The following is a 26162-nucleotide window of genomic DNA, read 5'->3' as shown; positions in this document are numbered from 1 at the left end:
GGTGGAGCTGTCGTACTGCACCAACGTCCACCCCGCCGAAGACCTCCCGGGCATCGTCCGCCAGCTCGACGAGCACGCGGGCCCGATCCGGCGGGCGGCGGGCCTCGACCGCCTCGGCGTCGGACTGTGGATGCCGGTGGGCGTGGCATCCGCCCTCTCCGGCGACCCGCAGGCACGGGCGGTCCTCGCCGACGCCCTCGAGCGCAACGGTCTGGAGCTGCGGACCGTGAACGCCTTCCCGTACCGCGGGTTCCACGATGATGTCGTCAAGCTCGCGGTCTACCGCCCCGACTGGACCACGCCCGAGCGGCTGCGGTACACGCTGGACTGCGCGCGCGCCCTCGCGGCCCTGCTCCCCGACGGGGGCGAGGGGAGCATCTCGACGCTCCCGCTCGGGTGGAGAACAGGGTGGGATGCCGCGGCCGACCGCGCCGCGCACGACAACCTGGAGCGGCTGGTCGAGGGCCTCGCCGCCCTCGAACGCGAGACCGGCCGCACCGTGCGCGTCGCGATCGAGCCCGAGCCCGGCTGCATCCTCGACGACGTCGCCGACGTGATCGCGTGGCTCGACGCGCGCCCGCACCTCACGCACGAGGGGCGCCTCGGGCTGTGCCTCGACACCTGCCACCTCGCCGTCTCGTTCGCCGACCCCGCCGGAGCGGTCGCCGCGGCCACCGCCGCCGGCATCCGGATCGTCAAGGTGCAGGCCTCGGTCGCCCTCGAGGTGCCCGACCCCGCCGACCCCCGCACCACCGAGGCGCTGCGGCCCTTCGCCGAGGAACGCTACGTGCACCAGGTGCGCGAGGCCGGGGGCACGCGGCGGGCCGACGACCTGCCCGAGGTGCTCGACGCCACCGACCCGTGGCCGACCGACCGCGCGTGGCGCGTGCACGTTCACATCCCCCTGCACGCCCGGCCCGCACCGCCGCTTCGCGCCACGACCGAGGTGCTTCTCGCGGCCGTCGATGCGGTCCTCGCGGCGCCCCACGGCGACGCGGCGCACCTCGACGTCGAGACCTACACCTGGTCAGTACTGCCCGACGACCTGCAGCCCGAGACGCTCGTCAGCGGCATCGCCGCCGAACTGCGGTGGGTGCACGCGCACCTGCCGCGCGCCGTCGCCGGGGTCCCGGCATCCGGAACCGACGAAAGGAGCCGCGCATGAGCAAGGTTCTGCTGCTGGACATCGTGGGGCTCACGCCGCGCGCGCTCGCCGCGATGCCCCGGCTCACCGCCCTCGGTCGCGCGGGCGGCCACCTCGGACTCGACACGATCCTCCCGGCCGTCACGTGCAGCGTGCAATCGACGATGCTCACCGGCACCATGCCGCGCGAGCACGGGATCGTCGGCAACGGCTGGCACTTCCGCGGTCTCGGCGACCCGCTGCTGTGGCGCCAGCACAACAAGCTCGTCGCGGGCGAGAAGGTGTGGGAGACCGCCCGCCGCTCGCGCCCCGAGCTGACGACCGCCAACCTCGGCTGGTGGTTCGCGATGGGGGCGACGACCGACATCACCGTGACGCCGCGCCCGATCTACCACGCCGACGGGCGGAAGAGCCCCGACGCCTACGTGCGACCGGCGGCCCTGCACGACCAGCTCGTGGGGGCGCTGGGGGAGTTCCCGCTGTTCCAGTACTGGGGGCCGACCGCGACCATCCAGAGCAGCGCGTGGCTCGCCGAGGCGACGCGCGGCGTCATCACCGAGCGGTGGGGTCCGGCGCCCGACCTGGCGATGGCGTACCTGCCGCACCTCGACTACGACCTGCAGCGCTTCGGGCCGAACGGCGCCGAAGCCGCCCGCGCGGCCCGCGAACTCGACGACGCGATCGCCCCGCTGCTCGACGACGCGGCCGAGCGCGGCTACACGGTCGTCGCGGTGTCGGAGTACGGCATCGAGCAGGCGTCCCGACCGGTCGACATCAACCGCGCCCTCCGCCGCGACGGGCTGCTCGAGGTCTACGTGCAGGACGGTCGCGAGCAGCTCGACCCCTGGACCTCACGGGCCTTCGCCGTCGCCGACCATCAGGTCGCTCACGTGTACGTTCCGGATGCCGCCGACCTCCCGCGCGTCACGGCACTGTTGCGCGGGCTCGAGGGCGTCGATGAGGTGCTCGATCGCGAGGCGCAGGCGCGGTACGGCCTCGACCACGAGCGGTCGGGCGAACTGGTCGTCGTGGCCGAGCCCGGGGCGTGGTTCACCTACTACTTCTGGCTCGACGACGACCGCGCGCCCGAGTACGCCCGGGGCGTCGACATCCACCGCAAGCCGGGATACGACCCCGCCGAGCTGTTCTTCGACCCGGCCGACCGGCTCGCGAAGGCCAAGGCCGGGGCGAACCTCGTGAAGAAGAGGCTGGGCTTGCGCTACGCGATGAGCACGGTGCCGCTCGATCCGTCGTGCGTCCGGGGGACGCATGGGCGCCTGTCGTCGTCGCGCCGCGACGGGCCGATGCTCGTCACGAGCGACGCCGGCCTGCTGCCCGACACCGAGGCGCTCCCCGCCGCGGGCGTGCGCGACCTGGTGCTGCGCGGGCTGGGCGTCTGACGCGGGGGTTGCCTGCGGCGCGGGCGGTGCATCGAGAACAGGGATGCGCCGAGAACCGGTCGTTCGGGGCGGATGCGTCCTGCTCCGGTGGCATCCCGCTGTTCCGGTGGCGCGCGACCCTGCCGCCCCGCGGGTCGCGCGATCCGCGCGTCCGCCTCGACGAAGGGGACGGCCCGCACATGCGGAGGGGCCGGATGCCATGGCATCCGGCCCCTCGTTTCGCTTCCGACCGATCCCCCCCCGGGTCAGCGCCGGCTGAACGCCGCATCGAACGCCGCCCCGGAGGGCTCGTACGACGACAGCTTCCGCACGAAGCCGAGCGCCTCGGGCGCTCCGATCAGGCGGTCCATGCCCGCGTCCTCCCACTCGACCGACAGCGGCCCGTCGTAGCCGATCGCGTTCAGCATGCGGAACGCGTCCTCCCACGGAACGTCGCCGTGGCCGGTCGAGATGAAGTCCCAGCCGCGTCGCGGATCGGCCCACGGCAGGTGCGACGACAGACGTCCGTTGCGGCCGTTGCCCAGTCGCTTCTTGGTGTCCTTGCAGTGCACGTGGAAGATCTTGTCCTGGAAGTCCCACAGGAACGCGACCGGGTCGATGTCCTGCCACACCATGTGCGAGGGGTCCCAGTTCAGCCCGAACGCCGCGCGGTGGCCGATGGCTTCGAGCGCGCGCTTCGTCGTCCAGTAGTCGTACGCGATCTCCGAGGGGTGCACCTCGTGGGCGAATCGGACGTCGACCTCGTCGAACACGTCGAGGATCGGGTTCCACCGGTCCGCGAAGTCCTGATAGCCGGCATCCACCATCGCTTCGGTGGCGGGCGGGAACATCGCGACGTACTTCCAGATGCTCGATCCGGTGAAGCCCGTGACCGTTTTCACCCCGAGCTTGGCGGCGAGGCGCGCGGTGTTCTTCAGCTCCTCGGCGGCGCGCTGGCGTACGCCCTCGGGGTCGCCATCGCCCCACACGCGGTCCGAGACGATGTCGCGGTGTCGCTGGTCGATGGGATCGTCGCAGACCACCTGTCCTTTGAGATGGTTCGAGATGGTCCAGACCTTCAGGCCGTTGCGCTCGAGGACGGCGAGCTTGTCCTGCACGTAGGCCTCGTCGTCCCAGCGCCAGGGGTCGAGGTGGTCTCCCCAGCAGGCGATCTCGAGGCCGTCGTAGCCCCATTCGCCGGCGAGACGGGCCACCTCCTCGAAGGGTAGATCGGCCCACTGGCCGGTGAAGAGAGTGATCGGTCGCGTCATCGCGTCGTCCTTTCGTCGGTGCGGGTGCGGGTGCGGGATCGGGTTCAGGATGCCGCGAACGCGCGGTCGGCGGCACGGGCGGCGGCGAGATCGGCGTCGACCCCGGTCCACACGCCCTCGCTCTCGGAGCTGCGTGCGACGGCGTCGAGAACCTCCTGCACGTGCAGGCCGTCGGCAAACGACGGGGTCGGTGCGGTGCCCGCGGCGACAGCTTCGACGAAGTCCTTCGCCTGGTGCGAGAAGCCGTGCTCGTAGCCGAGCATGTGGCCGGTGGGCCACCACGCCGCGACGTAGGGGTGCTCGGGTTCGGTGACGAGGATTCGACGGAAACCCTGCTCGGTGGACGGTGCGGTGGCGTCGTAGAACTGCAGTTCGTTCGGGCTCTCGAGGTCGAACGACAGGGAGCCGAGCGAACCCGCGATCTCGATGCGCAGGGCGTTCTTGCGGCCCAGGCGGAAGCGCGAGGCCTCGAACGAGGCGAGGGCGCCGCTCTCGAGGCGGCCGGTGAAGAGGGCGAGGTCGTCGACGGTGACGGATCCGCGCTCGGTGCCCGCCGACCCCGAGAGGCCGGACGAGGAGGCGAGGACGGGACGCTCGGCGACGATCGTCTCGAGGATGCCGGCGACGCGGGTCACCCGCTGCCCGGTCATGAACTCGGTGAGGTCGACGGCGTGGGCGCCGATGTCGCCGAGGGCACCGGAGCCGGCGCGGTCCTTCTGCAGGCGCCACGTGAGCGGGGCCTCGGCGTCGCTCAGCCAGTCCTGCAGGTACTCGGCGCGCACCTGGCGGATGTCGCCGAGGCGCCCGGCGGCGACGAGGTCGCGAGCGAAGGTGGTGGCCGGAAGCCGCCGATAGGTGAAGCCGACCATGGAACGGATGCCGCTGGCGGACGCGGCCGCGGCGGCTTCGGCCATGCGGCGGGCTTCGTCGACGGTGTTGGCGAGGGGCTTCTCGCAGATGACGTGCTTGCCGGCGGCGAGGGCGGCGATGGCGATCTCGGCGTGCGAGTCGCCGGGCGTCACGATGTCGACGACGTCGATGTCGGAGCGGTGGATGACCTCGCGCCAGTCGGTCGCACTCTCGAGCCAGCCCCAGGTGTCGGCGGCCGCCCGTGTGCGGGCGATGTCGCGCCCGACGAGCACGCTCATCTCGGGGGCGAGGGGGAGGTCGAAGAAACGAGGGGCGACGCGCCATCCCTGGGAATGCGCGGCGCCCATGAATCCCGCACCGATCATGGCGATGCGAAGGGGCTGGGTCACGATGAGGTCTTTCTCTGGGGGACGAGGGACGGGGCGCCCGCGATGAACGCGGACGCCCCGGATCGGTCAGGACTGGAACGCGAGGTCGATGAAGGACGCGACGTTGTCCTTCGTCACCACGGGGGCGTCCAACACGATGCGGTTGGGGACGCTGGGCGTGATGAGGTCTCCCGCGGTCTTGCCCTGGGCGATGAGGCGTGCCAGCGCGATGCCGTCGGCGGCCTGCGTCGACGGGTAGATGACCGTCGCCTTCAGCACACTGTCGTCGGCCTGGATGGACTCCATCGCGTTCCGGCTGCCCGCGCCGCCCACCATGAGGAACTCGTCGCGACCGGCCGCCGTGATGGCGGCGAGCACGCCGATGCCCTGGTCGTCGTCGTGGTTCCACAGAGCGTCGATCTTCGGGTTGGCCGACAGTAGCTGCGAGGTCGAGGCCTCGCCGCCCTGCACGGTGAAGTCCGCGGCGACGCGCGGCCCGACCTTGAGGCCGCAGTCCGACAGAGCGTCGGCGAAGCCCGCGGAGCGGTCCTGGGTGAGGGGCAGCGAGTCGATGCCCGCGATCTCGCCGACGATGGCGTTGCTGTTGCCCTCGAGCTGCTCGCAGATGTAGGTGCCGGCGCTGACGCCCATGCCGTAGTTGTCGCCGAGGATCGTCGAACGAGCGGCGAAGGGGCTCGAGAACTCGCGGTCGACGTTGATGACCGGGATGCCCGCGTTCATCGCCTTGATCGCGACCTCGGTGAGCGCGGCGCCGTCGCTCGGCAGGAGCACGATGGCGTCCACGCCGTCGTTGATGAACGTCTCGACAGCGGCGATCTGCGCGTTGACGTCGTTCGTGCCCTCGGCGACCTTCAGGTCGACGTCGGGGAAGCTCTCGGCGGCGGCGAGCGCACCGGAGTTGATGGCGCCGAGCCAACCGTGGTCGGCGGCGGGGCCGGAGAAGCCGATGGTGACGGTGTCGCCCGTGGCGGCGTTCTCCTCGGTCGTGGTGCCCTGGCCGACGATGCTGTCGTTGTCGCCGCCCGAACCGGTGCAACCGGCGAGCAGGCCGACCGAGGCGACGACGGCGATGCCGGTCAGGACGAGTCGCGAACGCGACTTCCACTGTGAGCGCATGTTTCCTCCTTGAAATGTGATGCAGCTGGGGTCATCGCGGCCCCGGGTCATTCCGGAAGGAAGGGTCCACTCTGACGCGGCTCACGCTAGCAGAAGTGTCGTCCAGGTGAGCATCTTTTGTTTTTCAATCTGCATAAGTCCGGCCACGACGTCTTTCCGCGGGGAAGTGGATCGCGTGCACGCGGGAGGCCGGCGAGAGCTCGCGGGCCTGATTCGGGTCGCGCGACGACGAGGCGGCGTGTTATGTTCGCCGCGTGATCAAAGTTGACCATCAGTCGTCATTACTCACCGTCCGAGGCGTGACCAAGTCCTTCGCCGGCGTCCGCGCCCTGCGCGGTGTCGATCTCGACATCGTCGCCGGAGAGGTGCACTGCGTGCTGGGCCAGAACGGCGCGGGCAAGTCGACTCTCATCAAGACGCTCGCGGGAGTGCACCGCCCCGACGAGGGCGAGATCGTCTGGCTCGGTGAGAGCGTCGAGATCGCCGACCCCGACGCGGCCATCGAGCTCGGCATCGCGACGATGTACCAGGAACTCGACGTCGTCGACGGCCTCACCATCGCCGAGAACATCTTCCTGGGCCACGAACTCGCCCGCGGCGGCTTCACGCAGCGCGCCGAGGCCGCCCGCCAGACGAAGGAGCTGCTGCGACGCCTCGGCCACGCCACCCTCTCACCGAACACCGAGGTGGGCTCGCTCAGCGCCGCGAACAAGCAGATCGTGAGCATGGCCCGCGCCCTGTCGCACGACATCAAGCTCATCATCATGGACGAGCCCTCGGCCGTGCTCGACACCGAAGAGGTCAAGAACCTCTTCGCGGTCGTGCGCGAACTGACCGCCGCCGGCATCGCCGTGGTCTACATCACGCACCGCCTCGAAGAGATCCGCGAGATCGGCGACCGCATCACCGTCCTGAAAGACGGACGCACCACCGCGGTCGGCCTCTCCGCCGCCGACACCCCCAAGGCGGAGCTCATTCGGCTCATGACCGGGCGCGAGGTCGCCAACGTCTTCCCGGAGCGCGTGCCCGTGGCATCCGATGCTCCGGTCGTGCTCGACGTGCAGGGCCTGGGCCTGGACGGGGTCTTCTCCGACGTGTCGTTCTCGGTGCGCGCCGGCGAGGTCGTGGGGCTGGCGGGACTGGTCGGCTCGGGTCGATCCGAGATCCTCGAGACCGTCTACGGGGCCCGACGCGCGACCGCGGGTACCGTGCGCGTGCGCGAGAAGACCCTGTCGCGCGGATCGGTGCGAGCCGCCGTGCACGCCGGCATCGGTCTGTCCCCCGAGGAGCGCAAGAGTCAGGGCCTCGTCCTCGACGAGCCGATCTTCGTCAACATCGCCCTCGCCTCGATGAAGCGCTTCGCCAAGGGCGGCTTCCTCGACGACCGCGCCGCCCGCAAGATCGCCCGGGAGCAGATCGACGCCTTCGAACTGCGTCCCGCCGACCCCGATCGTCCCGCCCGCACCCTGTCCGGCGGCAACCAGCAGAAGATCCTCCTCGCGCGCTGGCTCGTGCACGGCACCGAGGTGCTGCTGCTCGACGAACCCACCCGCGGCGTCGACGTCGGCGCTCGCGCCGAGATCTACGCCCTCATCCGCGATCTCGCCGCCGCGGGCAACGCCGTCGTCGTCGTCTCCAGCGAGATCGAAGAGGTGCTCGGCCTCGCCGACGTCGTCCTCGTCGTCGCCGACGGCCGCATCCTGAGCACCCTCCCCTCCCACCAGATCGACGAGCACGGCGTGCTCGATCTCGTCATGAAAGGATCCGCCGCGTGAGCGAGCAGACCACCCCGACCCGTGCGCGCACGGTCCCCACAGAGACCGGGGCTGTCGCGGCTCCGGCTCCCGCGCCGGCCTGGCGCCGGTTCCTCTCCGGCTCGGCCGGTCGCAACATCGGCCTCGTCGTCGCGCTGCTCGTGATCGTGATCGTCGGCGCCGTCACCGCTCCCGGATCGTTCACCAGCGTCGACAACCTGCTCGTCATCCTCCGCCAGGCCTCGATCATCGGCGTCATCAGCATCGGCATGACCCTCGTGATCATCGCGGGCGGCATCGACCTGTCGGTCGGCTCCGTCATGGGCCTCGCCTCGGTCGTCGCGACCCTCGCCGCGGTCCAGGATCTCGCCGACAACCTGCACTGGAGCGTCATGGTCGTCATCGCCCTCGCGGTGGGGGTCGGTGCGGGCCTCATCAACGGCATCGTCATCGCCTACGGGAACGTCGTGGCGTTCATGGCCACCCTCGCGATGCTCGTTGGTGCCCGAGGCCTGGCCGAGATCCTCGCCGAGCGTCGCACGCTCGTCGTGCAGGACCGCGGCTTCATCACCTTCATGAACGCCGACATCCTCGGCGTCGACATCCTCATCTGGATCTTCGCGATCGTCGCGGCCCTCGGCTGGGTGCTCTTGAACCGCACGACCTTCGGTCGGCGCACCGTGGCCGTCGGCGGCAATCGCGAGGCCGCGCGCCTCGCCGGCATCGACGTGCGCCGCCACACGATGTGGCTCTACGCCATCACCGGTCTGTGCGCGGGAATCGCGGCCGTCATGATCCTCGGCCGCACCACGGCCGGCACGTCCACGCACGGTCAGCTCTACGAGTTGGATGCCATCGCGGCGGTCGTCGTGGGCGGCACGCTGCTCGTCGGCGGCCGGGGCACGATCACCGGTACGGTGTTCGGCGTCCTCATCTTCGCGACGTTGTCGAACGTGTTCATCCAGAACAATCTCTCGTCTTCCGTCCAGGCGGTGGCGAAAGGTGTCATCATCGTGGTCGCGGTGCTCCTGCAGCAGCGCTTCTCCCGTCCCCCGGGACGGGGCTGACGACACTTATGCCGACGGCGGCTGCGTGATTCGCGTAGTCGCCGTCGGCATGTGGATGGAATGCATTGCTACTAATGGTGTACTGAGGGCGTGAAGAGGATGACGACAGATTCCGTGCAGTCGGTCAATGGCGTGAGCCAGTTGTTCCAGCTGCTGCGAGACGGCGTACCGCGTACGCGAGCGGAGTTGGCCAAGTCGACCGGCCTCGCCCGATCGACCGTCGCCGTCCGCGTCGACGAGCTCATGCGGATGGGCCTCATCACCCCCGTCGCCGACGCGGTGTCCACCGGCGGTCGACCCCCGTCGCAGTTCGCCATCAACCCCGCGGCCAAGGTCGTCGTCGCCGTCGACCTCGGTGCGTCGCACGCGACCGTCGCGATCGCCGACCTCACCGGCAAGGTGCTCAGCGAGCGCACCGGCGAGATCGACATCGCCACCGGCCCCGAGCCCGTGCTGACCTGGCTCGTCGAGACGGCGACCGCACTGCTGACCGAGTCCGGTCGTTCGGCCTCCGACGTCGCCGCGATGGGCATCGGCGTTCCGGGGCCCGTCGAGCACTCCACCGGCCAGCCGGTGAACCCCCCGATCATGCCCGGCTGGGATCGCTTCGACATTCCGGGCTGGATCTACCAGCACATGCCCGTCCCGGTCCTCGTCGACAACGACGTCAACATCATGGCCCTGGGCGAACGCAGCATCGCCTGGCCCGCGGTCGACCACTTCATGTTCGTGAAGGTGGCCACCGGTATCGGCACCGGCATCATCTCCGACGGCCACCTGCAGCGCGGCGCCCAGGGAATCGCCGGCGACATCGGCCACGTCCAGGTCGCGCGCGGCGCCGACATCCCGTGCCAGTGCGGCAATCGCGGGTGCCTCGAGGCCCTGGCATCCGGCCCCGCCATCGCCCGTGCCCTGCGCGCGCAGGGGATCGAGGCCCACACCGGCTCCGACGTGGTCGACCTCGTCAAGCGCGGCAACATCGACGCGATCCAGGCCGTGCGTCAGGCGGGCCGCGACATCGGCGAGGTGCTCACGACCTGCGTGAGCCTCATGAACCCCTCGGTCATCGCCATCGGCGGCTCCATGGCCCGCGTCGGCGAGCACCTCATTGCGGGAGTCCGCGAGGTCGTCTACACCCGCTCCACGCCCCTCGCCACCGAATACCTGTCGATCGTGCAGTCGGTCGCCGCCGAGAAGGCCGCCGTCATCGGCGCGAGCATGCTCGCCGTCGAGCACGCCCTGGCGCCCGAGTCGCTGAACGCCGCGTTCCTGCGCGCCTGACCCGCGCGGGCGGGGCGCCGCGGATCGCGGTGGAGTCCGCTGTCGAGCGCGCCGCGCTCGCCGCGGGTCGCGACGGTCCGTGGGCCGGTGCCCCGTACCCAGCGGCGGAGCGTTCCCCTGACACGTCGGTTCCGGATGCCGGCGACCCGGCGTATCGCGTGGAGTCCGCTGTCGTGCGCGCGGCACGCGGGCCCGCGGCACGAACAACGCCCACCGTGCCGCAGCACGACGGGCGTCGTGGGTCGCTCGCGGCGCGGAGTGTCCCTCTCCACGCCGCGAGCGGGTCTCAGGGCGACCGGCGCGAGGCGCGGGTCGCGGGGCCGACGTCGTCGTTCGATGAACCGGGTTCGGCGACGGCACCCGCGGGCACCGTCTCGCGACCGGCGTCCGCGTCCGCGTCGGCATCCGTCCCCGCGGCATCCGCCCGCGCGGCTGCCACCGCGGCGGCGATCTCGCGCGCGTGAGCGGCCCTGCGGCGCCGGGCCGCGACGATGCGCCAGGCGACGAGCAGGACGATGACGGCGAGGATCGCGAGCGCGGTCCACGGTACGGCGGCGGTGGCGGCGGCGCCCTGCGAGACGAGGGGGTCGAGGGTGGAGGGCTCGGCGCCGGCGAGCGTGCGCGAGACCACCTGCGAGGTCGCCGTCACATCGGCCGAGAGCAGCACGAGGGGCACGACCCCGGCGACCTCGACGGTGCGCTCGAGCGAGCTGCCGGGGAGCAGCTCGGGGGCGTCGTCGGCCGCGGTCACGCGCGCCCAGCCGAAGGGACCGCCCAGGGCGACCTCGACGTTCGGGTCGAGGCGGGTGTTGCCGGTGTTGGTCAGGGTGTAGGTGACGGTGGCGGAGCCGGCCTCGGCGGGGTTCGCGGTGCCGTGGTAGTCGACGGCCACCTCGCCCACGGCGAGAGAGGGGGCGAGGGCGCCCTGCACGCGCAGGTGCACGCGCGAGCCGAGACGGCGTTCGGTGACGGTGCCGTTGTCGGCGGTGACGAGCATGGATGCCACGATGCCGGCGGCGTAGTCGCCGGGAGCTGCGTCGGCGGGGACGGCGACGGTGAAGGGCACCTCGGCGCTCGCGCCACTGTCGAGGGTGAGCTCGGACGATTCGATCGAGACCCAGCTGCCGAGGTCGGTGGACTCCGCGTCTCCGGCGAGGATGTCGAGGGCTCCGTCTTCGGTGAGGAAGCCGTCCGCGGCGTAGACGCGCAGGGTGATCGGCTGGGGGCTGCGGTTGGCGACGTACAGGGCGTCGCCGACCGTCCCCCCGGGCAGCAGGTCGTACGCGTAGTTGGGCCGGTCGCGCCCTTGCGCGGTGTCGGCGGGCTTGACGCTCCACGTCACCGTGGTCTCGGCGGAAGGAGCGGCGGCCGCGGAGGCGGCGACGGGGGTTCCCAGCAGCAGCGCGAGGCCGGCGAGGAACGACACAAGAGTACGGAGGGAACGGGGGGAGGTCTTCGCCGGGGACATGGGCGTGGCTTTCGTGTGGAAGGGGTCCCGCCGGGGCCGCGTTCTCGGGGAGCGCGACCCCGGCAGGAGGGGGGATCAGCTGAGGGCGGTCAGCGTCACGGTCGCGGTGTAGGTACCGCGGGGGGTCTCGAGCGGGAGCTTGAGATCCAGGTCGGCGCCCACGAGCGAGGATCCGCGCTCGTGGCCGTCGTTCGCCTGAGCGAGGGTGCGGGCGACCGACAGGCCCTGGCCGCTGTCGAAGCCGGAGGGCACGGGAGCGCCGGCGACGGCACCGCCCTGCGTCTCGAGGACCTCGGGCGTCCAGCCGAGGTACTTGCTCGACACTTCCTGGCCGCCGGCGGTGAAGTTCGACACCTGAGCGGTCAGCGACCACCCGGGGTTGCCGGCCCGCGTGTCCTGCACGCGGATCGGCGCGATCTCACCGGAGGCGGCGTAGTGGTCGAGGTTCTCGGTCGCAACCCCCAGGTCGACCAGGCGCGAGGTGCCCTCGATCGACCACGTGAGCTCGCCCGAGCCCTGGTCGGGAACCGTCACCGCGATGGCCTGGTCACCGGCAGGAGGCGCGGTCGGCGCCTCACCCGTGTAGTCGCCCGTGGTCGAGCCGGCGCGGACGCCCGCACCGAACGCGGCGGCGGGGGAGTTGCCGTCGAGTGCGAGAGCCCCGTACACCGTGGTGTTCGCCACGCGCAGGTTCGCGGTGTTCCCGGTGAGCGAGAGATTCCCGCCGATCGAGTTGGCGAACGCGTCGGAGCCGCCGTCGGCGGTGGCGCCGATGAGCACGTCGCGCGAGCTGCCGCTCACGGTGACGTCGCCCTTGACGACGGCTCCCGTCATCGACACACCCCAGCCCGAGCCGTCGACCGACACATCGGCGCCGACCGAGGAGCGCACGACGTCGACGTAGTTCGCCCGCTGGGTGAGCAGCGAGCCCGAGATCGCGCTGTCGACGACCTCCACGTCGATGCCGCCGGCCTCCACCGAGCCCCCGACCTTCAGGTCGTTGACGTAGAGGAAGCCCACCGTGGTGTCGGCGGAGTAGGCGCTGATGTCGCCGGCGACGTTCGTGCCGTCGAGCGAGACGCCGTACGCGTCGGTGGCGACGACGTCTCCGGTGACGGTGACCGAGGTGGCATCCAGCCACCCGCCCGCCTCGACGACGATGTCGCCCTCGACGGTCGCTCCGCCGAGCACGCAGTCCGCTCCGCCGGGGACGATCAGGTTTCCCGAGACGGTCTGGCTGCCCAGGTCGTCGGTGCAGGTGAGGTCGGCCGCGTACGCGGGGACGGCGACGACGCTGCCCCCGATGACGAGGAGTCCGACGGTGGTGAGTTTCGTGATTCTGTTCATCGGTTCTTCCTCGTCGCTCAGCCGCGCAGGGCTGCGATGTTGTCGTAGCTGCGGTCGGCGTTGGCGAGCGAGTCCCCGGGGTTGACCGGCACCGTGGAGGCGTTGTCCTGTTCGAACATGCCGAAGCGCTGGCCGCGGTCGCGCAGCTGCGACAGGAACGCCGTGTAATCGATGTTCCCGGCGCCGAACTCGACGATGTCGTACCCGTTGGCGCTGCTCGGGTTGAGCTTGCCGTCCTTCAGATGGAGGATCGGGAAGCGGCGGGGGTCGCGCTTGATGTAGTCGATCGGCTCGAACCCGGGGTACAGGTGCTTCCCGACGTGCGCCCAGTAGACGTCCATCTCGAAGAACACCGTCTCGGGGTTGAGGTTGGCCCAGTACAGGTCGTAGATGCGCTCGTTCGTGTCGGTCGTGAAACCCCACTCCTGGGCGTGGTTGTGCAGGTAGAGCTTGATTCCCGCTGCGCGCCCCTTCTCGCCCATCTGGTTCCACGTGCCGATGGCCTGCATCCAGGCATCCTTGGCGAGGGGTCCGCCGTACCCGCCGGCGATGGGCCCGCCCTGACCCAGGTGCGGCATGCCCAGCACGTGCGCGATCTCGAGCTGCTGGTCGATGTTGGCCGGGGTGAGGTTGACGTGGGCACCGGTCGCGCGCAGGCCGTTGTCGTCGAGCAGCTGGCGGATCTCCTGCGGGGTGATGGCGCCGACGCCTCCCTGCGTGTAGCCCGCGAACTCGATCTCCGAGTAGCCGATGCGAGCCAGCTCCTCGAACACCGCACGGAAGCCCAGCGAGCTGACCTTGTCGCGGACGGTGTAGAGCTGGATGCCGATGCGGTTGACGGGGACGAGGCGCTTGCCCGCGCTCACCGGGGGAGCGGCCGCCGCGGCGCGGGCGCCGAGAGCGGTGGATGCCGAGGCGGCGGCGGGCATGGCGGCGGCGCCGATGCCGATGGCGACGGACGATGCCGCCAGGGCCTTGAGCAGGGTGCGCCGGCTCATGGGCCGATCCGGCACCGTGGGGTGCGCGTGGTCGTGGTGGTGACTCATGACTCTCCTTCGAGGTGGGTCCGCCCCGGGGCCGGGGACGACCGTGGGGGTGGTGGGGGCCGCGGTGCGCGACCCCCACCGGGGTGTTACTTCTTGACGGTCAGGGTCGCGCTGCCGCTGCTCTTCGCGATCCCGGTCGAACCGGTGTAAGAGGCCTGCACCTGGTAGGTGCCCTCCGCGCTGAGCTTGGGCAGGGTCACCTGGACGGTGCCGTCTGCGCCGAGCGTGCCGGTGAGGGTGGTGACGACCGCGTTGTTGCGGCGGATCGTCACCGTGGCGTCGCCGGTCGGGACGATGCCCGTCGACGAGGCCACCTGGACCGTGGCGGTGGCGGCCACGGCGGGCTTGACCGGCGTCGGCGAGACGGCGACCGAGGTCGTCGACTTCGCCTGCGAGACCGTGAGACGACCGATGCCGGCCGATCCCTTGAAGGTCTCGTCGGCCCCGTAGGTGGCCCGCAGGGTGTGCGTGCCGACCGGGAGGTCCGCCGGGAGGGCGACGACGGCGTTGCCGTCCGCGTCCAGCGTCGCGCGACCGAGCTCGGTCTCGCCGACCGTCAGCACGACCTCGCCCGTGGGGGCGCCGCCCTCTCCGCGCACCGACACCGTCACGTCGCCGGGGGCGCCGTAGGTGACGCGCGGGGAGCCGAGCGAGACGAGCGTGCGGGTGTCGACGGTCGGCTCATCGAGAGCGTCGAGGTCGATCGTGAACGACACCGAACCGAGCTCCGAGACGTTGCCGCCGGTGTCGGTGGCGCGGTAGCGGATGTCGTAGACGCCGTCCTGGTCGAACGTGACGCCGTACTGCTGGTTCGCCGCGAGGGTCACCCAGGTCGCGCCGTTGTCGCGGGAGTACTCGACGCTCGCGAGCGTGCCGTTGTCGGCGGCCTGCACCGAGAAGCGGACCGGTTCGTTGAACACGCCGCCGACACCCGTGGGGGTGGCGGGGGCCAGCGTGTGCGCGACCGTCGGGGGTGTGACGTCTCCGACGCCGTCGCCGACCATCGTCAGCGCATCGACGGCGAGTTCGTCGGCCGAGGTGACGTAGAGCGCTCCGGTGCCCTCGGGGGCGTCGAGGGCGATCTCGACGTCCTGCCAGCCGTTCCCCGCGGGGATGGTGGCGGTCGCGAAGGGCTCGGCGTCGGCCGCGCCCCAGCGCAGTTGCACCTCTCCCGCACCGCTCGCGCGGACTACGGCGCCGTCGATCCCGGCGAAGTTCACCGGGTCGAAGGCGAGGAAGTCGCCCGCTCCGAGGCCGCGGACGGCGTTTCCGCCCGAGGCGCCGGCGTCGGCGTACGTCGTGACGCCCTCGCGACGGATCGCGTGCTCGGCCTGCTGCAGCTTGGGGTTCAGGCGAACGGTCGCCTCGCCCGTGGCCGCCGGCAGTCCGTTGGCGCCCGCGTCGGTGTAGGTGACCACGACCGCGCCGTAGAGCAGGGCGCCGGGGCCGTGCTCGGGCGAGTTCGGGTCGGTGCGGAAGACGCCGGTGCAGCCCGTGCCCGAGACCTCGGGGTGGGCGTGCTCGTCGTGGCCGAGACCGTAGGTCCAGCTCACGCGCGAGCAGTCCGTGGCGTCGCCGTCCTCGGCATCCGTCGTCGTCACCTGGAAGGGGATCGCCTGACCCCAGTCGAAGAACGCGCCGTTGCCGGGGAAGGCCACGGTCACCTCGGGTGCCTGGTTGCCCACCGAGATGGTGCGCGAGGTCAGGCCGAAGCGTCCACCCGGGTCGGACACGCGCAGGCGAGCGCTGTAGTTGCCCAGCTCGGTGTACGTGTACGACGCGGTGACGCCGGTGGCGTCGTAGTCCCCGTCGCCGTCGAAGTCCCACTCGTAGGTGAGGGTGTCTCCGTCGGGGTCGGTCGAGGTCGACGCGTCGAACTCGACGGTCAGGGGCGCCTGCGACGACGAGGTGGGCGTCGCGGTGAAGCGGGCCTGGGGCGACTTGTTCCCGGCGACGTAGTCGATGCGGTACAGACCGGCATCGGGGTTCGCGCGGAAGAAGCCGTCGCCGTAGTCGAGCACGTACATCGAGCCGTCGGGCCCGATCTCCACGTCCATGGGGTTGTCGTGCGGCGGCTGACCGAGGGTGCTCAGAGCGGCGTTGGGCAGGAAGTCCTCGATCGCGCTGACCTCGAAGCTGTCCCAGTCGAGCGTGAACGCGGCGATGTAGTCCTGCGAGAACTCGCCCATGAACGCCTTGCGGTCCCAGTGCTGGGGGAGCTTCGTGGGCGAGGGGTTGTTCTCGTCGTAGTGGTAGACGGGGCCGCCCATGGGGCCCTGGCCGTTACCGGCTCCGAAGTTCACCAGCTCGTCCCACGGCTGGTCGCCGGGGTTGTCGCCGTACCAGAGGGTCGCGGGCTGCGCGGGGGGAAGATCGGTGAGACCGGTGTTCCAGCGCGACTCGTTCTTGAGGTTGTCCGGGTCGAAGAACGCACCCGGCGTCGCCGTGGCGAAGTCCCAGTCGTTGTACGCCTGGTTGTCGGCGTGCACGTAGGGCCAGCCGGCGTTCTGCGGCTCGTCGAGGCTGATGGCGTTCCACTCCACCAGGCCCATGGGTCCGCGGCCCGCGGTCTCGGCGACGGCCTTCGTCGCGTCGGGGCCGTAGTCGCCCCACGACAGCGAGTTGGTCTCGATGTCGACCTCGATGCGGAAGGGGTTGCGCACGCCCATCACGAAGATCTCGGGGCGGGTGAGCTCGGTTCCGGGGGCGAAGAGGTTGCCCTCGGGGATCGTGTACGAGCCGTCGTCCTCGACGTGGATGCGCAGGATCTTGCCGCGCAGGTCGTTGGTGTTGCCGGCGCCGCGGCGCGAGTCGAAGCCGGGGTTGTACCCGGGGGCGTCGTTGTTGGGCGCGAAGCCGTTGGCTCCCGGGGTGGATGCCGGGGTGTTGTCGCCCGTGCTCAGGTAGAGGTTGCCGTCGCCGTCGAAGCCGATGTCGGCACCGACGTGGCAGCACTGCCCGCGCTGGACCTCGACGTCGAGGACGACCTGCTCGCTCGCGAGGTCGAGGGCGTCTCCGTTCCACTGGAAGCGGGCGAGACGGTTCACGCCGACCCACTGGTCCCAGTACGACTCGTCGGCGCCCGCGGGGAGCGTGTTGGGGGAGTTGCCCGCCGGGGTGTCGGCCACGCCGTCGCCGTCCGCGTCGCGCGGGGAGTACACGAGGTACACCCAGTTGTTCTCGGCGAAGTTCGGGTCGAGGGCGACCGTCTGCAGGCCGTCCTCGGAGTTGGCGTAGACGTCGAGCGTGTTGGTGACGCGCGTGACGCCCGTCGCCGGGTCGGTCAGGCGCACGTCGCCGTTGCGGGCGGTGTGCAGCACGCGCTTGTCGGGCAGGACCGCGAGGTCGATGGGCTCGCCCACGTCCTTGGTCAGCAGCACGCGCTCGTAGTTGCTCCAGTCCAGAGCGCCGCCGTTCTCGCCGGTGTCGCCGGGGTCGGGGGTGCCGGGGTCGGTGGGGTCGCCGTGGTCGCCCCCGGGGTCGGTCGTGCCGTGGTCGTGCCCGTCGTGCGCGAAGGCGGGGACGGGCGCTGCGGCGATGGCGCCCAGGCCCAGCGCGGTGGCCGCGAGGACCGCCGTCAACCGGGACCGGACGACCGGATGCCGAGAAGTAGAGTTCATCGTGAAACAGCTCCTGTGAATGCGTTCGAGTTGTTTTCACCGGGTCGCCACTCAGTCGGTCTCAACGGCTGGTCGTGGCGGCCCGGGCTCTTCATGCGGTGGCGGTCGGCCACACGCGGTGCGTGCTCCTTACTCTTCGTCGAGTGGGAGGGGTCGCCGATCATCGCCTCTCAGGGCGGTTCGCGCGGCGAGCCTCGGGGGGATGAGGCGTCCTGTGGTGCGGGACGTCGCTCGTCGTCATCTTGACGGATGTTTTTCCATAGGTCAATCAAAAGATGCGTAATGCGCAGACAACAAAAGAACGGCTAACGCGAGTCTTGTGGTCTGCCTTCGTCGCGGGCTAGCATCGCCGAACGGTGCGACGAGCGCCGATCCCCCACCCGTCGGCAGAGCGGCCGACACGGCCGAGGAGGCCCCATGCTCCATGGACTGACCGGATGGCATCTGCTGATCGTTCTCGCGGTGATCGTCCTCTTGTTCGGCGCGGCCAAGCTGCCGGCCCTCGCCCAGAGTGTCGGCAGATCGGCCCGGCTGTTCAAGGGCGAGCTGAAGGCGATGAAGGACGACGACGAGGTTCCGCTCGACCCCGGGGTCGCGCCGGCGCACCCCGCCCCCCGGCCCGCAGCAGCCGTCGCGGATCCGCCGCCGACGCGCTGAGCGCTCCGGGACGCGGGGGTTCCCGTCGCCGCGCCGCCGTGAAGCCGCCCGACGTCGCGCCGCGCCCCGCGGGTCAGTCGGAGTCGGCGCCTGCGACGCGTGCGGACGCCCGCGCCGACACGGTACGCAGCGCCGAGAGCACGCGCCGCACCGCGGCGTAGGCCAGTGCGTCGGGTCGCGCCAGCGCGTCCACGTGGCGGACCAGGGCGACATCCGCGAGCGGTCGCAGCACCAGTCCATCGACGGCGAGGGGTGTCGTCGTGGTGCGCGGCATGACGGCGATCGCCGCCCCGGCGCGCACGACCTCGGCCGTCACCGAGAACTCGTTGATGCGGTGGGCGACCTCGAGAGGGCGCCCCACGTGGGCGGCGAGATGATCGAGCACCCCGGCGAGCGGGAATCCGGGGTGCACCGACACCCACCTCTCGGCGACGAGGTCGGTCGCGCGCAGCTCGTCGCGTCGGGCCAGCGGGTGCTCGGCCGGCAGGGCGATGTCGAGCGGCTCCTCGAGCAGCGGCACCGTGACCACACGGTCCACGGGCCACGGTTCGTCGTGCGCGAGGCGGTGCGCCACGACGATGTCGTGGTCGGCGGTCAGTCCCGGAAAGTCGCGGTGCGCCACGTCGGCGTCGGCGAGGTGCAGCGGCGGCGTGCCGTCGAGTTCGCGCAGGAGGGGCCCGAAGAGCGCGAGAGCGGCACTGTGGAAGGCCGAGACGCGCACCGGGCGGTCGCTCGTGTCGAGGAAGGCCCCCACGGCCTCTCGCGCCGAGACCAGGGCCTCGTCGACCCGCGCGCCGGCGGCGGCGAGGGCCTGGCCGGCGGGTGTGAGGGCGAGGGTGCGCCCGCGCCGGGTGGTCAGCGGAACGGGTACGTGCGCCTGGAGCGCCGAGAGCTGCTGCGACACCGCCGACGCCGAGACGTGCAGCGACGCCGCCACGGCCGCCACGCTTCCCCGGTCGCGGAGTTCGCGCAGCAGGCGCAGGTGGGCCACATCCATAAGGAAGAACTTACGTCACAGTGAAGAAAGTGCCCGTTGATCTTCTGTCTGCAGCCAGCGACGGTAGGCGTATGGCCCGCCGTGTCCCCGAAATCGTCGTCGACCTCCTCCTCGTCGCGGTCGCCGCGGTCTGGGGTGCCAGCTTCCTCGCCGCGAAGGAGCTGGTGGCCGAGACCGGCGTCGCCTCCGGCGTGGCGCTGCGCTTCGTCGTGGCCGCGATCGCCCTCGGCATCCTGTGCCTGATGAGACGGGAACGGATGCCGCGGGGGCGCGGCCTCGCGATCGCCGCTCTGCTCGGCTGCTCGCAGGCGGCGATCATCGGGCTCGAGACCGCGGGCGTGCACCTCACCTCGGCGACCAACGCCGGGCTCCTCATCAGTCTCGCCCTCGTCTTCACCCCGGTGCTGGAGAGCGTCGCCGCGCGCTCGTGGCTCCCGCGGACGTACTTCGCCGCGGCCGTGGCTGCGGTGGTCGGCGTGGCCCTGCTCGTCTCAGAGGGCGGCCTCCGTACCCCCAACCTGGGCGACGCTCTCGTCATCGCCGCGGCGGTCGTCCGCGCCGTGCACGTCACCGCGAGCGGGCACCTCACCCGCGGCCGACACGACAGCACCCTCGCCGTCGTCTTCGTCCAACTGGTCGTGTGCGCCCTGGCCTCGTCCGCCGTGGCCGGCGCCGACCTGCCGCGTGCGGCCGCGGGGCTCTCGGCATCCGGATGGGTCGACGTGCTCTTCCTCGGACTGCTGTGCTCGGTCTTCGCGTTCGTGGTGCAGTTGTGGGCGGTGCGGCGCACCTCGGCGACCCGCGCGAGCATCCTCATGGGTACCGAGCCCGTGTGGGCGCTCGCCGTGGGCGTCGCCATCGGCGGCGAGGCGGTCGGCGCGCCCGGGATGATCGGCGCCGTGCTCATCATCGCCGCGTCGTACGCGGGGCAGGCGATCGAACGCCGACATCGCCGCTCGCGTGACGAAGCGAGCGGCGGCGCCGGCGACGAGCCGGTCAGTTCCGGTCGGGCCTCGGTCGCCGCCATCGCGCCCACACCGTCGCCGTGAGTCCCGCGGCCACGAGCGCCGCGGCGAGCAGGATCGAGGCGATGTCGCCACCGGTCATGGCGAGCCCGCCGCCCGGGGATCCCGGGCCCGCGCCGGGCGGCGGGGAGCAGTCCACGGTGCAGGTGGCCGTCGGCTGAGGGGTGATCTCGACGGTCACGCCGACGCCGTCGTCGGCGACGGCGGCGCTCAGGAACACGACGTCGCTCATGAGAGCGTCACCGCCTCGCGCCGACCCTCTTCGCGCGCCTGCGCCACGAGGTCGTCGAGGCGGCGTCGCGAGCGACGGCGACCCGAGGCGACGGCCGCGACGATGAGGGCGACCCCGATCGCCGCCGCGAGGTGCAGCCACGGCACCGCCCAGACGGTGACGCTGTGCGTCACGGGGGTCGCGGTGAGTGTCGCGTCGGGCACCGCGGCATCCACCGTCACGTCCTTCGCGAGCAGGAAGGTCGGCCACGCGGGCTGCGCCTCGGTGTGCACCTGACGCGATTCCCCGGGGAGCAGCACGCCGCGTTCCCCGGTGGCCCCATCGATCACGTCGGTCACGACGAGGGCGGTGTTGCCGGTGTTCTCGGCGGTGTACGAGTACGCCAGCGACCCCGGTGCGAAGAGGTTCCACGACGGCGTGTACTCCGCGCGGACCTCGCCGACGCCCACCGCGGGTGCGAGCTCGCCCGTCACCCGGGTCGAGACGCGGAAGCCGACCCGGCTGTCGACGCCCACCTTCGTGCCGTCGTTCCCCGCGGAAGTGGATCGAACCGAAGCCGAGACCCCGGCCGCGTGATCGCCCGGGGTGGCGTTGTTCGGAACCGCGATTTCGAACGCGACGATCCGCGTCTCGTTGGGGGCGAGGGTGACCGACGGTTCGACGGTGATCCAGGTGCCCGCGTCGACCGAGGTGCGGTCGGCGGGGAGCATCGTGAAGCGCCCGGTCTCGGTGTAGTAGCCGTCCGCCGCGGTGAGGGCGAAGGTCGCCTCGCGCTCGCTGAAGTTCTTGACCGCGAGGTGCTCGGTCGTCCGCTGACCCGGATCGAGTTCGACCTGCATGACGCGACGGCCGTCCGCCCCCTCCGCTGAGGCCGGGGTCACCGACCAGGTGACCGCCGCGTCGGCGGCGTCGTCCGCCGTGGCGGGAGGCGCCGAGACGAGTGCGGCCGCGGCCCCGAAGAGCACCGCCAGGGTGGCGGATCCTCCTCGCGCGACCGTCGTCCTCATCGTGACGCTCACCCCTCGAGGAGGGTCAGGGTGATGGTGGCCGAGTAGGAGCCGGGTGCGACCGTGGCCGGGGTCTGCAGCAACAGGCCCGCCGAGGCCGAATACGACCCGCCCGCGGCGGCGGCGGAGGTGTCGGCGTTGGCGAGCAGTTCGGCGTCGACGAAGCCGCCGATGCCCGGGTCGACGTCGTCGCCGGGCGCCACGAGGCTGCTGTCGCCCGCGACGATGGTGGGGTACCAGCCGAAGCTGTCGGCCGACGAGATCGCGGGCTGACCTGCGGTGCCGGTGAAGTCGCTGATGGCGCCCATGACGTACCAGTACGCCTCGGGGGCGACGTTCTCGGCCAGGCGGGTGTCGGTGACGGTGACCGTCGGCAGGGTGCCGGTGAAGGTGCGGTCGGTTCCCGACGGCTCTCCCTCCGTGAGGGCGGTGGCCTCACCGGCGACGGTCAGGGCGAGCACTCCGGGCTCGGCCGCCGGGGCGATCTCGACCTGCACGTCGACGGTGTCTTCGTCGGCCGCGAAGGCACTGCCGCTACCCGCGGCGGCCAGGATGCCGACGCCGAGGGCTGCGACTCCGATGCGGGCCGACAGGCCGCGACGGGAGGTGGGGGACATGGGTGCTCCGTTCTTCCACCGCGAGGGGTGGAGTCGTCGGCGGGCGCCGGCGGGTGGTCGGGACGACCGGCGTCCAGCCGATCGGTGAACGTGGGATGCCGTCGTTTCGAGCGGGTGCGGCGGACTCGGGGGAGCCTCGTGGCGGCGCTGTCACGGGTCGGTTCTGCGGGTTCGTTGCGACAGTAGTGCGGCTTCCGCGGGTCGTCAAGCAAAAGTTGCGCAGTGCTCGGACTGCTTCTCATTCGTTCTTTTGTTGCCCTCATCGGGAAATTTGGTACGTCTCGCGGGCGCTACTGTCTTCGGTGGGCCGTGCGCGGGCCAAATTTCAGCAGTTCTTCACGCAAATTAGTCAGGTTTTGTAGACGTATCGACAAAAGACTCCTACAGTGACCACGGTCGAGGGCGACCTGTGCGGTCCGAGCGGACGCCGTCACCCCCGCCGCTGATCCGAAGGAGCAATGATGCCCGTACCCGCTGTCTTGTCCGGCCCCCGCCGGCGCAGCACCCGCGTCGCGAGAACCCTCGCGGCCGGTCTCCTGGGCGGAGCACTGGTGGCCACAGGAGCGATCCTGCCCGCCGGTGCCGCCGTCGCCCCCGCCGTCAATACGCCGGCGGACCTGCCCAAACAAGAACCGGGGGTGACGCTTCGCACGTACTCCACCCCGCCCCTCACCGAGCTCTGCACGCTCAAGTCGGGTCAGACCCCCAACGTCGACAAGCTCATGTCGACCATCGACTGGAGCACCGACGAGCAGTTCGGCGCGGGCGACAACTTCATCACGCACGCCCTGGCCAACCTGACCATCAGCACCCCCGGTCAGTACGTCTTCCGCCTGACGAGCGACGACGGTTCACGCCTCACGCTCGACGGCACGCAGCTGATCGACAACGACGGCCTCCACGGAGCGGAATCCGTCGAGGGCACCGTCACGCTCGACGTGGGCGTGCACGACCTCTTCGTCGAGATGTTCGAGGCCACCAACGGCCAGCAACTCACGGTGGAGTGGAAGACCCCGGGCTCGTCGAGCTTCACCGTCATCCCGAACGACGTGCTCAGCACCGAGGCGGGCGTCGTCCGCGTGACCGCCCCCGGAACGAAGTACTGCGAGGGCAGCACCGACTCCGCCGGAGACGGTCTGCGCCTGGATGCCGTGAACCCCGACTACACGCTCGTGAACCTGCGCCCCGAGGGCTTCACCCCGAAGGTCTCGGGTCTGGCCTTCCTCGGCAACGGCGACCTCGCCGTGCTGACCACCGGTTCGGTCAACTCCGGCGGGTGGGACACCTCCACCCCCGGCAAGGTCTTCGTGCTCAAGGGCGCCCAGGCGGCCGACGGCCCCGAGGACGTCACCGTCGTCGAGGCGGCCGGCGGTCTGCTCAACCCCATGGGCATCGATGTCATCGACGACAAGATCTACGTCTCCGAGCGCTACCAGCTCACCGAGCTCAGCGACACGAACGGCGACGGCTCGTACGAGACGAAGCGCAAGGTCGCGGAGTACCCCTCGGGCAACAACTTCCACGAGTTCGCCTTCGGCCTGATCCACGACGAGGACAACTTCTACGTCAACCTCTCGGTGGCGATCGACAACGGCGGGGCCACCACCAACCCGCAGCCCGCGAAGAACCGCGGCACCTCGGTGAAGATCGACCGGGCCACCGGAGCGATCAGCTACGTCGCCGGGGGTCTCCGCACGCCCAACGGCGTGGCCTTCGGCCCCGAGAACGAACTGTTCGCGATGGACAACCAGGGTGCCTGGCTGCCCGCGAACAAGCTCGTCAACATCAAGCAGGACCGGTTCTTCAACCACTACACGAACCCCGCCGGGCCCTTCGACGCCAACCCGGTGACCCCGCCGGTGGTGTGGATCCCGCAGAACGAGATCGGCAACTCGCCGAGCACGCCCATCATGCTGAAGGACGGCCCCTTCGCCGGCCAGATGATGTTCGGCGACGTCACCTACGGCGGCCTGCAGCGCGCCTTCCTCGAAAAGGTCGACGGCGAGTTCCAGGGGGCGGTGTTCCGCCACTCCGCGGGCTTCGAGGTCGGCGTGAACCGCGTCATCGAGGGCCCCGACAAGTCGCTCTACATCGGCGGCACGGGTGAGGGCGGCAACTGGGGCGAGGCGGGCAAGCTCACCTACGGCCTGCAGAAGCTCGTCCCGAAGACCACGCAGAACACGTTCGACATGACCTCGATGAAGGTCGTCGAGGGCGGTTTCGAGATCGAGTACACCCAGCCCCTGTCCGACGAGACGGTGGCGAACCTCGCCACGGCATACCGCGCCGAGCAGTGGCGCTACCTGCCGACCTCCACCTACGGCGGTCCCAAGGTCGACGAAGAGATCCTCTCGCTGACGAGCGCCACGGCATCCGCCGACCGCAAGACGGTCACAGTGACCTTCGACGGTCTCAAGCAGGGCCGCGTCGTGCACCTGCGCTCCCCGCAGCCCTTCGCCGCCGCCAGTGGCGACAAGCTGTGGAGCACCGAGGCCTGGTACACGCTCAACTCCCTGCCGGGCTACGTCTCGCCGGCCGACCAGGGCTGGTACGAGGCCGAAGAGGCCCGCCTGATCGGCGGTGCCAAGTTCGACGTGGAGCACAGCGGCTACTCGGGTGCCGGTTTCGCCGGTGGCCTGTGGCAGGCCGGTTCCGCGTTCGAGTTCACGGTGAACGCCGAAGCCGCGGGCACCGTTCCGGTCAACGTGCGCTACTCCAACGGGCCGAACCCCGCGCCCGGCACCAAGGATGTGAACCTGTACGTCAACGGCCAGAACCTCGGCAAGTGGGACTTCCCCTCGACCGGTGACTGGAAGACCTGGGCCACGATCACGCGTGACATGCCGCTGGTCGCCGGGGCGAACACGATCGCGCTGAAGTACGAGTCGGGCAACAAGGGCAACATCAACGTCGACGTCCTCTCGATCGGCACCGCCGACATCTGCGCTCCGGCGCAGGTCGAGGACGGGTACCGCTCGCTGTTCGACGGCACTCTCGAGAGCCTGAACGCCGGCTGGCGCATGGCGGGCCCCGGGGGCTTCGGTCGACAGAACGACTGCAGCATCCGCGGCGAGGGGGGAATGGGTCTGCTCTGGCACGAGGCGCAGGAGTTGAACGAGTACAGCCTCAAGCTGGACTGGAAGCTCATCGCCGATCACAACGGCGGCGTCTTCGTCGGCTTCCCCGACCCGCAGAACGACCCGTGGGTCGCGGTCAACCAGGGCTATGAGATCCAGATCGACGCCACCGACGCCGCCGACCGCACCACCGGTGCGATCTACACCTTCCAGGGTGCGGATGCCGCGGCGGTCGAGGCTGCGCTCAAGCCCGTCGGCTCGTGGAACGCGTACGAGATCGTCGTGAAGGGACAGACCATCAAGATCTTCCTCAACGGCACGCTCGTGAACGACTTCACCAGCACCGACCCCGCGCGTGACCTCTCGCAGGGCTTCATCGGCCTACAGAACCACGGCGGCGGCGAAGCGGTGTCGTACCGCAACGTCCGGGTCATGGACATCGACGAGCCGGCACCCCTCGCGGTGACGGCCTCCGCCGAGGTCCGTTGCATGGCGAAGAAGGCGACGCTGACGGTGCGCGCGACCAACACCGACACGGTGCCGGTCGACGTGACCCTCACGACGGCGTGGGGCGAGCGGGTCATCCCCGCCGTCCAGCCCGGGGCGACGGTGTTCCACACCTTCACCACCCGTGCCGTCTCGGTCCCCGCCGGCGAAGCGACGGTGTCGGCGACCGGCGACGGTCGCACCGGAGAGGCCACGGCCTCGTACGCGGCCAAGAGCTGCGGCTGATCCCCCCGGCGCCCCCGGCGGCGGACTCGCGTCCGTCGCCGGGGGCGCTCCCTCATGTCCCAGAGG

The 26162-nt window shown here is 70.9% G+C and carries 19 protein-coding genes; 8 read left to right on the top strand and 11 right to left on the bottom strand.

Annotated elements, in window-relative coordinates:
* Position 1 precedes the first annotated feature (1 nt).
* Together eboE and NE358_RS14825 are read left to right on the top strand one after the other, a co-directional pair.
* Positions 2-1165, top strand: a complete 1164-nt coding sequence (eboE, locus tag NE358_RS14830; RefSeq protein WP_289939717.1) for a metabolite traffic protein EboE — start codon at positions 2-4, stop codon at positions 1163-1165.
* A complete protein-coding gene (locus NE358_RS14825; RefSeq protein WP_116239419.1) occupies positions 1162-2544 on the top strand; it encodes an alkaline phosphatase family protein in 1383 nt (460 codons plus the stop codon). The genes eboE and NE358_RS14825 overlap by 4 nt, the downstream gene beginning before the upstream one ends.
* Positions 2545-2789: 245 nt before the next feature.
* On the opposite strand, the gene NE358_RS14820 is transcribed toward NE358_RS14825, so the two are convergent.
* The 3 genes from NE358_RS14820 to NE358_RS14810 form a co-directional block, all read right to left on the bottom strand.
* Positions 2790-3794, bottom strand: a complete 1005-nt coding sequence (locus tag NE358_RS14820; RefSeq protein WP_289939714.1) for a sugar phosphate isomerase/epimerase family protein — start codon at positions 3792-3794, stop codon at positions 2790-2792.
* Between the two features lie 44 nt (positions 3795-3838).
* Positions 3839-5053, bottom strand: coding sequence for a Gfo/Idh/MocA family protein (locus tag NE358_RS14815; RefSeq protein ID WP_499318015.1), 1215 nt, complete (start codon positions 5051-5053; stop codon positions 3839-3841).
* Between the two features lie 66 nt (positions 5054-5119).
* Positions 5120-6169, bottom strand: a complete 1050-nt coding sequence (locus NE358_RS14810) for a substrate-binding domain-containing protein (protein ID WP_103208348.1) — start codon at positions 6167-6169, stop codon at positions 5120-5122.
* A 299-nt stretch (positions 6170-6468) separates the two neighbouring features.
* Here NE358_RS14810 and NE358_RS14805 point away from each other — a divergent pair, with 299 nt between their 5' ends.
* The 3 genes from NE358_RS14805 (at position 6469) to NE358_RS14795 (ending at position 10271) form a co-directional block, all read left to right on the top strand.
* Positions 6469-7944: a sugar ABC transporter ATP-binding protein gene (locus NE358_RS14805; protein WP_103208351.1), complete on the top strand. Its 1476-nt coding sequence runs from the start codon at positions 6469-6471 to the stop codon at positions 7942-7944.
* Positions 7941-8990 (top strand): ABC transporter permease, encoded by a 1050-nt coding sequence (locus tag NE358_RS14800; RefSeq protein WP_103208353.1) that lies wholly within the window; start codon positions 7941-7943, stop codon positions 8988-8990. Before NE358_RS14805 ends, NE358_RS14800 begins: the two co-directional genes overlap by 4 nt.
* A 99-nt stretch (positions 8991-9089) precedes the next feature.
* Positions 9090-10271 (top strand): ROK family transcriptional regulator, encoded by a 1182-nt coding sequence (locus NE358_RS14795; protein ID WP_103208612.1) that lies wholly within the window; start codon positions 9090-9092, stop codon positions 10269-10271.
* 286 nt (positions 10272-10557) lie between these two features.
* Here NE358_RS14795 and NE358_RS14790 read toward each other — a convergent pair whose 3' ends face one another.
* From NE358_RS14790 to NE358_RS14775, 4 genes are all read right to left on the bottom strand, one after another.
* Entirely contained in the window at positions 10558-11739 is a 1182-nt protein-coding gene (locus NE358_RS14790; RefSeq protein ID WP_499318012.1) for a COG1470 family protein, read from the bottom strand.
* A gap of 75 nt (positions 11740-11814) precedes the next feature.
* On the bottom strand, positions 11815-13086 hold the full coding sequence (locus NE358_RS14785) for a hypothetical protein (RefSeq protein ID WP_289939705.1): 1272 nt from the start codon (positions 13084-13086) through the stop codon (positions 11815-11817).
* Between the two features lie 17 nt (positions 13087-13103).
* Positions 13104-14084 (bottom strand): sugar phosphate isomerase/epimerase family protein, encoded by a 981-nt coding sequence (locus NE358_RS14780; RefSeq protein ID WP_116239702.1) that lies wholly within the window; start codon positions 14082-14084, stop codon positions 13104-13106.
* Between the two features lie 134 nt (positions 14085-14218).
* Positions 14219-17752: a PQQ-dependent sugar dehydrogenase gene (locus NE358_RS14775; protein WP_289939700.1), complete on the bottom strand. Its 3534-nt coding sequence runs from the start codon at positions 17750-17752 to the stop codon at positions 14219-14221.
* 417 nt (positions 17753-18169) lie between these two features.
* On the opposite strand from NE358_RS14775, the gene NE358_RS14770 reads away from it, so the two are divergent.
* Positions 18170-18409, top strand: a complete 240-nt coding sequence (locus NE358_RS14770; protein ID WP_141378100.1) for a Sec-independent protein translocase subunit TatA — start codon at positions 18170-18172, stop codon at positions 18407-18409.
* Positions 18410-18482: 73 nt separating this feature from the next.
* On the opposite strand, the gene NE358_RS14765 is transcribed toward NE358_RS14770, so the two are convergent.
* Positions 18483-19406, bottom strand: a complete 924-nt coding sequence (locus NE358_RS14765; RefSeq protein ID WP_289939695.1) for a LysR family transcriptional regulator — start codon at positions 19404-19406, stop codon at positions 18483-18485.
* Between the two features lie 71 nt (positions 19407-19477).
* On the opposite strand from NE358_RS14765, the gene NE358_RS14760 reads away from it, so the two are divergent.
* On the top strand, positions 19478-20455 hold the full coding sequence (locus tag NE358_RS14760) for a DMT family transporter (RefSeq protein WP_289939692.1): 978 nt from the start codon (positions 19478-19480) through the stop codon (positions 20453-20455).
* Here the strand turns inward: NE358_RS14760 and NE358_RS14755 are convergent.
* From NE358_RS14755 to NE358_RS14745, 3 genes are read right to left on the bottom strand one after another with little or no spacing between them, the layout of a single operon-like run.
* Positions 20403-20663, bottom strand: a complete 261-nt coding sequence (locus NE358_RS14755; RefSeq protein WP_103208369.1) for a hypothetical protein — start codon at positions 20661-20663, stop codon at positions 20403-20405. The two genes, NE358_RS14760 and NE358_RS14755, sit on opposite strands and share 53 nt — an antisense overlap.
* Entirely contained in the window at positions 20660-21682 is a 1023-nt protein-coding gene (locus NE358_RS14750; RefSeq protein ID WP_289939689.1) for a WxL protein peptidoglycan domain-containing protein, read from the bottom strand. The genes NE358_RS14755 and NE358_RS14750 overlap by 4 nt, the downstream gene beginning before the upstream one ends.
* Positions 21679-22287 (bottom strand): hypothetical protein, encoded by a 609-nt coding sequence (locus NE358_RS14745; protein WP_289939687.1) that lies wholly within the window; start codon positions 22285-22287, stop codon positions 21679-21681. Before NE358_RS14745 ends, NE358_RS14750 begins: the two co-directional genes overlap by 4 nt.
* 461 nt (positions 22288-22748) lie before the next feature.
* On the opposite strand from NE358_RS14745, the gene NE358_RS14740 reads away from it, so the two are divergent.
* A complete protein-coding gene (locus tag NE358_RS14740; protein WP_289939685.1) occupies positions 22749-26096 on the top strand; it encodes a 3-keto-alpha-glucoside-1,2-lyase-like domain-containing protein in 3348 nt (1115 codons plus the stop codon).
* Positions 26097-26162 lie beyond the last annotated feature (66 nt).

Source organism: Sphingomonas sp. G5 (assembly GCF_052660795.1).
Note: the sequence above shows the minus strand (reverse complement) of the source record. Positions and strands in the feature narration are given on the sequence as shown.